Source organism: Acinetobacter sp. ANC_7553, from assembly GCF_056779895.1.
Map to the genome: position 1 here is coordinate 34,666 of NZ_JBWYIV010000020.1, position 12,987 is coordinate 47,652.

The window sequence follows — 12,987 nt, forward strand, 5'->3', positions numbered from 1 at the left end:
ATGCAAATTTTCTGAAAAGAGTGTAACAAGTCACAAATGGTAAGTGCTTCATTTTTTAAACAAAACTTAAAAATTTCAGGACTATGTAAAGCTGATTTTTTGCAAAAAATTGGTTCATTGACAGGATTGGTATATCTTGAAAATCAGGATTTACCGATTATCGGATTTTTGCCAAAAAAATATTGCGTTTATATAAACGGCGGATTCAGTCAATTTGTGCGTTGCTCTGATTTTAATTATCAGTATGAAAGTCAATTTTCTTCACTCAAAGATTTTGTTCAATGTAGTGAAAATCCACTTTCTGACTCTGCACGCCATTATTTCAGAGGTGGTTACATTGGATACTATGATTATAATTTTGCAGCAAATTTTCAAATCAACACCAAGGTAAAAAAACAACCACAATTGTTTTTTGGCTTGTATGAAAGCTATTTGATTTATGAAAATAATGATTGGATTTTCTATAGCACTGAACATAATGCCGATTGCCTTTATACGCAATTATTAAACTGCATTCAGCAATCTAGTCCATCATCATTTCAACTCAGTTCACCCATGCAAGCACGTTGGACTAAACAACAATATCGAACTGCATTTCAACGAGTACAAGATTACATTGTTGCTGGGGATTGTTACCAAATTAACCTAACTCAAGAGTTTGTAGCACAAGCTGAAGGTGAGCTACTGAGTGTAGCTAAACCTTTTTGGGCACTCACAAATGCTCCTTATGCTGCTTATCTTAAAATTGATAACCTTGAACTTTTGAGCTGTTCACCTGAGTTGTTTATCGAATTTAGACCCAATAAAAAAATGATCACTAAACCGATCAAAGGCACCACGCCACGCTTTAAAGATCCTCAAAAAGATCAAGAATCCAAACAAACACTCATCAACTCTGAGAAAGATAAGGCCGAAAATCTGATGATTGTTGACCTTCTCAGGAATGATTTAAGCATTTATGCAGAAACTGGCACTGTCAAGACACCAAAATTATTTAACATTGAAAGCTTTAATCAAGTCCACCACATGGTCAGTGAAATTGAAGCCATGTTAAAATCCGATGTTCATCAATTAGATGTTTTACACGCAGCGCTCCCCGGCGGTTCAATAACGGGGGCACCCAAAATTCGAGCGATGGAAATTATTGAAGAACTTGAAGAGTCCCCACGCGGTGCATACTGTGGCTCTATTGGTTATTTCAATTTTGACGGTACTGGTTCTTGGAATATTTTGATTCGAACAATTCAAAAATATCAGCAAGATGTGTCTATTTGGGCTGGTGGTGGTGTCACAATCAGTTCAGATTGCGATGCAGAATATCAAGAATGTTTTGATAAGGTTGATGCCATGCTAAAACTGATGAATCAATGGTACGAATCATAAAAAAAGCGACCTATCTGGTCGCTTTTTCCACAACAAAAATTTGCAGCACTCACACTTTTAAAATGTCATTCTTCAAGGTGTCTACTAAACGTTGATTTTGCTCATCGGTACCAATGGTGATACGCAAATACTGATTAATGCGTGGTTTATTAAAATATCTTACGATAATGCCACGCTCTCGCAATTCATTTGCAAGCTGACCTGCATCTTTGCATGGTAAAGTTGCAAATATAAAATTTGCGGCAGAAGGCAACACATCAAATCCTAAAGATTGCAGTTGCTCAACTAACTTTATACGACTGGCAATCACTTTGGCATTTTGCGCTTCGAAATAGGCTTGATCCTCGAAAGACGCCACTGCAGCGGCAATCGCAAAACGATCCATTGGATATGAATTGAAGCTATTTTTTACTGCTTCTAACGCTGCAATTAAATGCGGCTGTGCAATCGCAAACCCGACCCGTAATCCTGCAAGCGAACGTGATTTCGAGGTCGTTTGACAGACCACCAAGTTGTCATATTTTTCTACGAGAGCCACCGCAGACTCAGCACCAAAGTCCACATACGCTTCATCAATCACAACCACTGAATTTGGATTCGATTGAAGTACTTCCTCAATTGCAGACAAACCAAGTGCAATGCTGGTAGGAGCATTTGGATTGGTGATAATGATGCCGCCATTTGGTTGCTTATAGTCATCCACAACAATTTCAAACTTTTCGTTTAAAGGCAAAATTTGAGTTTTCACTCCAAAAAATTGGCTATAAACAGGATAGAAACTGTAGGTAATATCTGGATAAAGAATTGGCAAATCTTGAACAAAAAATGCCTTAAAAATATGTGCTAAAACTTCATCAGAACCATTACCAACAAATACATGTCCCACTGGAACATGTTGCTGTTTCGCAATTGCTTGCTTTAATTCAGATGCATCAGGGTCAGGATACAAACGTAAAACATCCGCGCCATTTGCTAAAACTTGTTGTACCGCTTCTACAACTTTTGGAGATGGTGGATACGGGTTCTCGTTGGTATTTAATTTTAAAAGATTTTGGATTTTGGGTTGTTCACCAGGCACATATGGCTCTAGTTCACGTACTTCTGGACTCCAAAAACGCATTTGTTCTACTGTAATATTCATTTTTAAATTCTCTAAATTCCCCTCACTGACTAAGGAGGTTAGGGAGAGATTTTTTAATTACCCTCACCTAACCTCACTTGCATTTCTATTTCAAGCAATGCTTAAAAACAGATTTAGAGAGGAATATTCATACCAAATTTATGGTTTAAATTACTGATAACGATATCGCGCTGAACGAGCGTGAGCATCTAAGTTTTCTTGCTGTGCAAGAATATCTGCTGTTTTCGCTAAAGTTTTCACGCCATCTTCTGAACACATGATTAAGCTTGAACGCTTTTGGAAATCATACACCCCGAGTGGTGATGAAAAACGTGCCGTACCCGAGGTTGGCAATACATGGTTCGGACCTGCACAGTAATCACCAATTGCTTCAGGCGTATAACGCCCCATGAAGATAGCACCTGCATGGCGAATACCTTCAGCCATTTCTTGTGCTTCATCTAAACATAGCATCAAGTGTTCAGGGGCAACTTGGTTGATCAATTCCACACCTTCGGCACGGTCTTTAACTAAAACGAGTGCACCACGATTAGCAATAGAAGTTCGTGCGATTTCTGCTTTAGGAAGTGCTTTTAAGTGCTCTTCAATTGCAATCGCGACATCATGAAGCAGTTGCTCGTCTGGCGTAATAAATACAGCTTGAGCAACAGTATCATGCTCCGCTTGAGACAGAAGATCCATTGCAAGCCATTCTGCATTATTGTCCCCTTCAGCATACACTAAAATTTCTGAAGGACCTGCAATCATATCAATACCTACCTGACCAAATACGGCGCGTTTTGCTGCTGCAACAAAACGATTGCCAGGTCCAGTGATTTTGTCTACTGCTGGAATAGTTTCAGTACCATAGGCCAATGCTGCAACCGCTTGCGCACCACCAATCGTAAATACACGAGTGACACCTGCCAAATACGCAGCTGCCAACACCAATGGATTTAAATCACCATTTGGTGCAGGCACAACCATAATAATTTCAGGCACTCCTGCGACGTGTGCAGGAACTGCATTCATGAGTACTGATGATGGGTATGAAGCTAAACCACCTGGCACATAAATTCCAACACGGTCAAGCGGCGTCACTTTTTGGCCTAAGGTGTTACCCAAAGCATCAACATAGGTCCAACCATCTTGTTTTTGTGCCTGATGGAATTCACGGACACGATTTGCAGCCAACTCTAAAGCTTCTCGAACTTCAGTCGTTAAGTGATCAAATGCAGCTTTAAGTTGCTCTTGTGTCAGTTCTAAATCTGAAAATTGATGCGCTGGATGTCGATCGAACTGTTGTGTGAGTTTGAGAACATGAGCATCACCATGTTGACGAACATCGGCAATGATTTGGTCTACTGTTTTTAAAAGTTCTGGGTCACTCACGGTTTCAAAAGCGAGCAAGTCAGCAAAGTCTTGCTTAAAATTTTGATCTTGAGTCGATAAACGTCGCATCAATTTATCCACAATGAAATAAAAGGGAAGCTTTAGTTTACCTGTTTTCTGTTGATTTGTGGGCATCTTCATTCAACCAACTCGTATAGAGATCATTGAAAATAACTTTTGATTAAATTGAATTTTCTTTTCAGCTATATTCTTAAAATTATTCGTTTTTATTCGAGGGAATTTTAGATGAAAGAAATAGAAAAATATGTTGGATACTATTTAGGTGTTTATGTCGTTGTTTTAGCTATTTGTGGATTCTTTCAATACTTTTATTACTGTCAAGGTCAATCATTGATGTGTGCCGTTACTAAAACTGGAATCGTGGATATAGTAACTGTAACCGCTTATGTACTGACGCCAATAGTTGCAATTATCGGATTCTTAAATTGGAAAATGCAGCATAACTCACTAATTCTTGCAGATGAAGCTAAAGAATTACTCATTGCAATTAATGATGATATTAGAATATTTACAGATATCTCATCCTTTTTTAGAACTATTAATCCTGATTTAAAAATTCAGGAAATATATAACGAAGATATTTCACATTTTTTAAGAGACTTATCCACTAACTCATCGAAAATACTTTCCAAATCAATGATACTCTATGAATTAAATGATGATCCTAATTTCTTTAAAATAAGAAATGATTATTCCTTTTTCTTAAACCAACTTGAAAGAACAATATTTAACTGCTTAAATCACAATTTATCAGCAGGTGAAATATTAGATATCCTTGATTCTTATAGAAATTTATTTATGAAAAATAATAAGATCTATAAACGGCAAGTTAGAAAATATATTCTAGCAGAATAAAAAAACCGCCCTTTCGGACGGTCTATCAAACATAAATTAAATTATGCTTTTTTAGCTGCTTCACGTTCATCCACCGCTTTTTCAAGCTGTGCAAGAATCGGATTAAGTAAGGCTTGCTTACGCTTAAAGCTCGCTTTGTTCACGATTAAACGAGAAGACACTTTGCAAATTTCTTCAAGAGGCTCTAAGCCATTCGCGCGAAGTGTATTACCTGTGTCCACGACGTCGACGATGTAATCACCCAAACCAACCAATGGTGCAAGCTCCATCGAACCGTAAAGTTTAATCACATCAACTTGCTCACCTAAGCTCGCATAGTATTGACGCGTCAAATTCACGTACTTGGTCGCGATCTTCAAACGACCTTTCGGACGCTCCATACCCACTTTGCCCGCTGTCATTAACTTACAGTTTGCAATTTTAAGATCTAATGGTTCATAGACATTTTGTGCACCATGTTCCATCAGTACATCTTTACCTGCAACACCAATATCAGCCGCACCATTTTCTACATACGTTGGTACATCAGATGCACGTAAAATTAAAATTCGAACATGTTTATGCGTCGTAGGAAAAATTAATTTACGCGATTTATCTGGGTCTTCTAAAAGATTAATCCCTGCTGTTTCTAGCAATGGCAATGTCTCTTTTAAAATACGACCTTTACTTAATGCTAAGGTTAAACCATGATCAAAATTGCCCATTACGTCAAAATTAGGATCATCGTTTCTCATATCGCTCATTAACTTACTCGCTCACTCGCTTAATTTGGGCACCTAAACCTTGTAATTTTGCTTCAACATCTTCATAACCGCGATCAATGTGATAAATACGGTCAATTAAAGTCTCTCCTTCAGCAGCTAAAGCAGCCAAAACTAAAGAAAATGAAGCACGCAAATCTGTTGCCATAACAGGTGCAGCTGAAAGTTTTTCAACTCCTGTTACAACTGCATCATTACCTTCAACCTGAATATTAGCGCCCATACGTGACAATTCAGGTACATGCATAAAACGGTTTTCAAAAATCGTTTCTGAAATTGTTGCAAACCCACGACCAATTGCATTGACCGCCATCAATTGTGCTTGCATATCTGTTGGAAAATCTGGATGAGGCAATGTACGGAAACTAACGGCTTTAGGACGCTTACCCATCATGTCGAGTTCGATCCAGTCATCACCGCGCGTAACTTCTGCACCCATTTCTTCAAATTTATCCAACACTGATTCCATCAGCAATGGATCTGTATGTGTCGTTTTAACTCGTCCACCCGTAATAGCAGCAGCAGCTAAATAAGATCCTGTTTCAATACGGTCAGCAACAACTGAATATTCACAACCATGCAAACTTTCTACACCAGTGACGATTAATGTATCCGTATCTAAACCTTCAATCTTCGCACCCATCTTAATGAGCATTTGTGCAAGATCAGTAATTTCAGGTTCACGAGCCGCATTACGGATGGTAGTAACACCTTCTGCTAAAACAGCAGCCATGAGGATGTTTTCTGTCCCACCTACAGTGACCATATCGAAAACAACTTCACCGCCTTTTAAGCGACCATCAACTTTTGCATTGACATAGCCGGCTTCGACTTCAATTTCCGCACCTAAAGCTTCTAATGCTTTTAAATGCTGATCAACAGGACGTGAGCCAATAGCACAACCACCAGGTAAAGATACTTTTGCACTACCGTAGCGCGCCAGCAATGGGCCAAGCACCAAAATAGACGCTCGCATAGTCTTGACGAGTTCATATGGTGCAAATTGATTATCAAGGGTTGAAGTATCAGCGACAACAGTATCACCTTCATACTTCATGGTAATCCCAAGACCTGCAATTAATTTTACAAGCGTATGAACATCTTTAAGCTTGGGTACATTTCTGAGCGTAATTGGTGTTTCAGCAAGAATCATTGCTGCTAAAAGTGGCAATGCAGCATTTTTTGCACCAGAGATGCGAACTTCGCCTTCTAGTCTTTTACCACCAGTGATTAGAAATTTATCCATTTATTCCTTAAGCTCCGAAAAGACTAGCTTTGCGCCATTCTTCTTTTGTCATTGCGCGTATGGTTACAGCGTGAACTGCACCACTTTTAATATATTCGTTAAGAGGAGCATAAACTGCTTGTTGACGAGCAACTGTTCTTTTACCTTCAAACAGATCATCTACAATACGGAGGTCAAATTTCCCACCTTGTCCACTTACAGCAACATCAGCAGAAGGGAAAGCAGCTTTTAAGATTTCAGTGAGCTGTTCACTATTCATTGCAAAGACCTCTCATGGGACGATCGATTGTGTAAAAACGGATTATTTTACTATAACTCATTCAATGAATTCATCAGCTATACAATTTATCTATAAAAAAAAGAGGCAATATACCTCTTTTTTTATTTTCAGCTATATACCGTCATATAGGCAGCGGCTGAAAAGCCATTTGCATTTTACGATATCGCATTAACTGTCTTTTTATTTTCTCAGTCAATTTTTTAATTGATGCATACATATCATCGCCAGATGCCTGAGCAAATAGTTCGACGCCTGGTAAACGCACGATTGCTTCAGCGATATGATTCGAACTTCCTTTTTTCGAACGCTTATCGACTTGGTGATCCTTTGTGAGTTTCACCTGCATACTATTGACCTGATCAAGGTGCTTGGTCATTTCGGCGAATTTACAACGAATATTCTCTTCTATTGCAGGAGTAATACTTAAATGATGTCCACGAATTGTTATTTGCATAATCCTATCCCTCTCCTTCTAAAGGATTTGATTGAGTTAAGCCATGTGATTGCATGACAGAACATTCAACATAGAATTATTCTGCAAATTTAAGTCATGAAATCATGCTGGCTAAACCTCGTGTAACTAAAAAAAAGAGATTCATTATTTCGTCATAATGAACCTCTAGAATAATCACACTTCAAATTTCAGATCAAGACTTTTCGATCGGATGATGCAGGAATATGTAACGATTCGCGATATTTTGCGACTGTACGACGTGCAACATCGATACCATCCTCATTTAACAACTTAGCTAAACTGTTATCAGATAATGGTTTTCTTGGGTTCTCTTCAGCAATCAACTTTTTAATTTTTGCTCGGATCGCAGTTGAAGAAGCTTCACCACCTGACGTTGTTCCAACATGGCTTGAGAAAAAATATTTAAGTTCAAACAACCCTCTCGGAGTAAGCAAATATTTATTGGTCGTTACACGAGATACTGTTGATTCATGTAACTCAACCTCCTCCGCCACATCTCTCAACACCAAAGGTTTCATTCCTTCAGCACCCAACTCCAAAAAATCTCGTTGATGCTGAACAATACATGTCGCTACTTTTAAAAGCGTTTTGTGGCGCTCATCTACACTTTTAATAAAATTTTTAGCATCAAGCATTTGATTACGTAAATATTGATTATCTGCACTTTGATCAGCTCGACGAATCATATTTGCATAATAAGGATTGATGCGTAATTTTGGCAAAATATCCGGATTTAAATGCACATGCCAACTGTCATTTTTCTTTGCCACCACAACATCAGGCACTTGATATTCAGATTCTTTATTTTCAAACATTAACCCTGGATAGGGTTGTAATGATTTTAAAAGTTGTATCGCTGCTTTTAACTGTTCAAGTTTAAAACCTGTTTGCTTCAGTAATTTATTTAGGTCATTGGCAATCAATAATTCATAATGCTGCAATAACAATAACGCGTCATTACGGCATGGTAAGGTATTAGGCAAAACTTGAAGCTGAACATATAAGCATTCCACAAGATTGCGTGAACCAACGCCAATCGGCTCTAGTCTTTGAATATGTTTCAACACCACTAAAATTTCATCAATCTCAACATCTTCTTCAATATCCATCTGTGCGAGTAAAGTCAGCACTGCGTGGTGAATTTCTTCAACGCTCTCATCTAAAAAGCCTTTTTCATCCAAACCATCTACGATGCAATAAGCGATCAAAAGATCAGTTTGGGAGAAATTTAGAAGATTAACTTGCTCTAAAATATGATCTTTCAGTGTATTTTGAATTGATCGATTATCCTCACGTTCTTCATATTCTGGTAATTCCATTGATGATGATTGATGGGTATATACATCATCCCATTCCGTATCTACAGGTAAATCATTTGGCAAATGATCTGCATTTAATTCTCGAGTAAGATCACTAGCAGAATTTTCCTGATTCAAGTCCTCCAAACTTTGCATTGGAGAATCATCATCCACCTTTTCAAGTAAGGGGTTACTATCCAACTGCAATTGAACTTCTTGCTCCAACTCTAAGCTGGATAATTGTAAAAGTCGGATCGCTTGTTGGAGCTGGGGTGTCAAAGACAAAGAATTGGATACTTTTAGTCCTAACGCTAATTTCATAAATCATTACCCCCTAACATCGTTATTATTCAAGCAATAATCATGCCTACAATTCTTATAACATAAGTTTCAAGTGCTAGGTTAATCAATTAGTCTTAATTGTTAATAAAAAACAAGTATAAAATATATTATAATTCAATCACTTTTTTTTAATTAATATTCAAAAAAAATATGAACACTCAAGTTTAAATTAAAAAAAATAATTTTTTAGCGTTATCTGCAGTTATGGTTGATTAAAAATAAACCACTTACTCATGATCAAGGTTTTATAAGCTCATGATTTATTTCGCGTTGATCAAAAAATCTAAATTCATTTGAATTTCGAGTATTTTTTATTCTTTACTTATTCTCATAGAAAGTATAAAAATAATTAATAGTTTATTTTGAATAGATTTCAACCAAATTTGAGAACTGTCAAAATTATAAGAACGATGCACTACAAGACATGGAGATTTCTTGATGAAAAGTCTATCTGGTAAAGTCCTTCTCAGCGCATTAGGCTTCATCATCGCTGGCGGAACAATGAGTCAAGCCAATGCCACTGACACCATTGCGAAAATCAAAAAAAATGGAAAAGTGATCATCGGGTATCGTGAATCTTCTGATCCAATCTCATATATCGTGGGTGGTAAACCTATGGGTTATGCCATCGATATCTGTAATAACGTAGCTAACGAATTAAAAAAAGACTTAAAACTCCCCAACTTAAAAGTTGAATATAAAGCGGTTACTTCTTCCACGCGAATTCCTGAAATGCTCGCTGGAAACATTGATATGGAATGCGGGACGACAACCAACTCTGTCCAGCGACAACAGCAAGTCAACTTCTCTACAAATTACTTTGCCACTGAAGTACGTATGGCAGTCAAAGCTTCAGCGCCTTTCAAAGATTTAGGTGATTTAAATGGTAAAGCCGTTGCCACAACGCAAGGAACAACCTCGGATAAATATATTAAAATGGGTGCACGAGGAGAAAAAATAAAAGTTACCAATGTCTATGGTAAAGATCATGCTGATTCTTTTGCAATGGTCGCTTCGGGACGTGCAGCTGCATTTGTTATGGATGACAATATTCTTGCAGGGCTCATTGCCAAATCATCAAAACCTCAAGATTTTAAAATTGTAGGTCCAGTCCTTTCGTCAGAACCTTACGGAATTATGCTGCCTAAAGGGGATGCCAAGTTTAAAGCGATTGCAGATCGTGTGGTAACTGGAATGTGGAAAAATGGTCAAATGGATACCCTTTATAAAAAATGGTTCTTATCACCTATTCCACCACGCAATATCAATCTAAACATGCCTATGAGTAGCTCATTTAAAAAATTAAAAGCATCTCCGAATGATGCAGGGATTAAATAACAAAAATTATGAGGGCTTAAATAAAAACACTTAAGCCCTTTTTTCTCGTAACCATTGCAGGAAATTTCAATGGCTGTTGGTTCTTTAAATTGGACGTCATTTTGCTTGGCATCCAACGAATATGGCGTTGATAAAAAAGATTGGGCTGAATCTATCTGTAGTGCGATTGGAGGTTCAAGTTATTCAGCTGTTGCTGATGCACCGACCTGGTTACAAATACTTGGATCAGGTATTTGGACCATGATCTGGACTGCTGTCATTGCCTTTTTCATCGCATTTTTACTTGGTTCACTTATTGGCATTATGCGTACATTACCCAATAAGTTACTTTCATTCATTGGGACTTGTTATGTAGAGTTATTCAGAAATATACCCTTAATCGTTCAATTATTTTTCTGGGCATTCGTTTTTCCTCAACTCCTGCCATTAAGTATGAGTACTGGAAGTGGTGAAATGGTTCCTGGCGGATGGTGGCAAAATATTTTAAATAATAATCCAGCAATTATTGGTGTATTTGCACTGGGTCTATATACCGCTGCAAGGATTGCTGAGCAGGTTCGAGCAGGTATTAATACCGTTTCACAAGGTCAAAAAAATGCAGCTTATGCGATTGGTTTAAATTTAAACCAAAGTTATCGTTATGTCATTCTGCCAGTGGCTTATCGAATCGTTTGGCCAACACTGACATCAGAAGCAATGAATGTATTTAAAAATTCAGCCGTACTTTTTGCCTTAAGTGTTTTGAATTTTTTTGCATATACCAAAACAATGCGAGAAGAAACCTCTCAAGACGTGGTCATTTTAATTCTTTCAACACCTGTTTATCTCATCATCACTTATTCAATTAAATACCTGATGGCATGGATTGAGAAACGGATGGCTGTACCAGGTCTAGGTTCGGGAGGTAAATAAAATGGACTTTAGTGTTCTAACTCATCCCGATGTCGTTGCAAGTTTGATCGCTGGTTTTAAATTTACAGTTACAGTAACCATTCTTTCGATTATTGGTGGGATTCTTCTTGGTACACCAATCGCGATGATGCGTCTATCAAATAATAAAATTGCCAGTGGATTTGCAAAATTTTATGTCGACTTTTTTCGAGGTGTTCCCCTCATTCAAGTTATTTTTATCTTTTACTTTTTACTTCCTAAGTTTTTCGATTTCCAATATCACACCTATTGGGGACCTTTATTTTCAAGTGTAGTAACCTTCGCCATTTTTGAGGCTGCCTTTTTTTCAGAAATTGTCCGTTCTGGCATTCAATCAGTTTCTAAAGGACAAGTGAATGCAGGTTACGCCTTGGGGTTTAATTATCGCCAGACGATGTCATACGTAGTTTTACCCCAAGCTTTTAGAAATATGTTACCCGTGATATTGACGCAATCCATTGTTCTTTTTCAAGATGTGTCTTTGGTTTATGTCATCAGTGCACCAGATTTCTTAGGCAATGCAAATACTTTAGCTAATACCTATGGTTCGGAAACCAAAGCCGTTTTCTATCTAGTTGTTGCTGTCGTCTATTTTGTCATTTCATTTGCACTTTCACGACTAGTTAAACGCTTACATCAAAAAATAGCCATTATTCGATAAGGAGAATCAAAATGCCAATGATTGAAATTCAAGATGTATCCAAATGGTATGGAGATTTTCAGGTACTTAGCGAATGCTCAACCACTATCAACAAAGGTGAAGTTGTCGTTGTATGCGGTCCATCTGGCTCAGGTAAATCTACACTTATTAAGACAGTAAATGCTTTAGAACCTTTTCAACAAGGAAATATTATCGTTGATGGTACCGCTTTAAAAGACTCTAAAACGAATCTAGCAAAATTCAGATCTAGAGTAGGTATGGTATTTCAACATTTTGAACTTTTTCCTCATATGACTGTGTTAGATAACCTAACAATAGGACAAATCAAAGTACTTAATCGCTCAACTGAAGACGCTAAAATAAAGGCCTTACAATATTTGGATCGAGTAGGTTTGACAGCACACAAAGATAAATTTCCAGGACAATTATCAGGTGGTCAACAACAACGTGTCGCGATTGCACGTGGTCTTTGTATGGACCCAGTCTGTATGCTTTTTGATGAACCCACTTCTGCATTAGATCCTGAAATGGTGGGTGAAGTGCTTGAAGTCATGAGCCAACTTGCAAAAGAAGGCATGACGATGATGTGTGTTACCCATGAAATGGGATTTGCAAAAAAAGTTTCAGATCGAGTGATATTTATGGATCAAGGCAAAATTCTAGAGGATTGCCCGACTGATGACTTCTTTAATAAGCCACTAGAGCGACATGAAAGGACAAAATATTTTTTAGAGAAAATTTCAGCAGTACACTAAACATCAGAATGAATCCAAAAATTTCGCGATATCTACTCAAATTATTTTCAAATTCGATTTTTTTCACATAAAAAAACACCCCCTTCTATTGAAGGGGGTGTTTAGAATAATGAGCTGGCGATGACTTACT

At 37.6% G+C, this 12,987-nt stretch carries 13 protein-coding genes; 6 read left to right on the forward strand and 7 right to left on the reverse strand.

What is annotated here, in order from left to right:
* Positions 1 to 36 precede the first annotated feature (36 nt).
* Entirely contained in the window at positions 37 to 1,383 is a 1,347-nt protein-coding gene (gene pabB, locus AC1M9I_RS13785; RefSeq protein ID WP_481595146.1) for an aminodeoxychorismate synthase component I, read from the forward strand.
* Positions 1,384 to 1,432: 49 nt separating this feature from the next.
* Here the strand turns inward: pabB and hisC are convergent, their stop codons facing one another.
* Together hisC and hisD are read right to left on the reverse strand one after the other, a co-directional pair.
* Positions 1,433 to 2,524: a histidinol-phosphate transaminase gene (gene hisC / locus AC1M9I_RS13790; RefSeq protein WP_481595147.1), complete on the reverse strand. Its 1,092-nt coding sequence runs from the start codon at positions 2,522 to 2,524 to the stop codon at positions 1,433 to 1,435.
* A 150-nt stretch (positions 2,525 to 2,674) separates the two neighbouring features.
* The gene (gene hisD / locus AC1M9I_RS13795) at positions 2,675 to 3,976 is read right to left on the reverse strand and encodes a histidinol dehydrogenase (RefSeq protein ID WP_481595150.1); all 1,302 of its coding nucleotides are present in this window, start codon (positions 3,974 to 3,976) and stop codon (positions 2,675 to 2,677) included.
* 165 nt (positions 3,977 to 4,141) lie between these two features.
* Between hisD and AC1M9I_RS13800 the strand changes: the two genes are divergently transcribed.
* Positions 4,142 to 4,771, forward strand: a complete 630-nt coding sequence (locus AC1M9I_RS13800; RefSeq protein ID WP_481595148.1) for a hypothetical protein — start codon at positions 4,142 to 4,144, stop codon at positions 4,769 to 4,771.
* 41 nt (positions 4,772 to 4,812) lie between these two features.
* Here AC1M9I_RS13800 and hisG read toward each other — a convergent pair whose 3' ends face one another.
* The 5 genes from hisG to AC1M9I_RS13825 all read right to left on the reverse strand — a co-directional run bounded on the left by hisG (position 4,813) and on the right by AC1M9I_RS13825 (position 9,152).
* Complete coding sequence (hisG, locus tag AC1M9I_RS13805; RefSeq protein ID WP_035268927.1) at positions 4,813 to 5,514, reverse strand: ATP phosphoribosyltransferase; 702 nt, start codon at positions 5,512 to 5,514, stop codon at positions 4,813 to 4,815.
* Positions 5,515 to 5,518: 4 nt separating this feature from the next.
* A complete protein-coding gene (gene murA, locus AC1M9I_RS13810; RefSeq protein ID WP_180000148.1) occupies positions 5,519 to 6,778 on the reverse strand; it encodes a UDP-N-acetylglucosamine 1-carboxyvinyltransferase in 1,260 nt (419 codons plus the stop codon).
* 7 nt (positions 6,779 to 6,785) lie between these two features.
* Complete coding sequence (gene ibaG / locus AC1M9I_RS13815) at positions 6,786 to 7,037, reverse strand: BolA family iron metabolism protein IbaG (protein WP_180000146.1); 252 nt, start codon at positions 7,035 to 7,037, stop codon at positions 6,786 to 6,788.
* 142 nt (positions 7,038 to 7,179) lie between these two features.
* On the reverse strand, positions 7,180 to 7,512 hold the full coding sequence (gene hpf, locus AC1M9I_RS13820; RefSeq protein WP_035268921.1) for a ribosome hibernation-promoting factor, HPF/YfiA family: 333 nt from the start codon (positions 7,510 to 7,512) through the stop codon (positions 7,180 to 7,182).
* Positions 7,513 to 7,700: 188 nt separating this feature from the next.
* Positions 7,701 to 9,152: an RNA polymerase factor sigma-54 gene (locus AC1M9I_RS13825; protein ID WP_481594030.1), complete on the reverse strand. Its 1,452-nt coding sequence runs from the start codon at positions 9,150 to 9,152 to the stop codon at positions 7,701 to 7,703.
* A gap of 459 nt (positions 9,153 to 9,611) precedes the next feature.
* Between AC1M9I_RS13825 and AC1M9I_RS13830 the strand changes: the two genes are divergently transcribed.
* The 4 genes from AC1M9I_RS13830 to AC1M9I_RS13845 all read left to right on the forward strand — a co-directional run bounded on the left by AC1M9I_RS13830 (position 9,612) and on the right by AC1M9I_RS13845 (position 12,857).
* Positions 9,612 to 10,511 (forward strand): amino acid ABC transporter substrate-binding protein, encoded by a 900-nt coding sequence (locus AC1M9I_RS13830; RefSeq protein WP_180028739.1) that lies wholly within the window; start codon positions 9,612 to 9,614, stop codon positions 10,509 to 10,511.
* Positions 10,512 to 10,580: 69 nt separating this feature from the next.
* Entirely contained in the window at positions 10,581 to 11,423 is an 843-nt protein-coding gene (locus AC1M9I_RS13835) for an amino acid ABC transporter permease (protein ID WP_035270829.1), read from the forward strand.
* Between the two features lies 1 nt (position 11,424).
* On the forward strand, positions 11,425 to 12,102 hold the full coding sequence (locus AC1M9I_RS13840; RefSeq protein WP_180028741.1) for an amino acid ABC transporter permease: 678 nt from the start codon (positions 11,425 to 11,427) through the stop codon (positions 12,100 to 12,102).
* Between the two features lie 11 nt (positions 12,103 to 12,113).
* On the forward strand, positions 12,114 to 12,857 hold the full coding sequence (locus AC1M9I_RS13845) for an amino acid ABC transporter ATP-binding protein (protein ID WP_035270823.1): 744 nt from the start codon (positions 12,114 to 12,116) through the stop codon (positions 12,855 to 12,857).
* Positions 12,858 to 12,987: the final 130 nt, after the last annotated feature.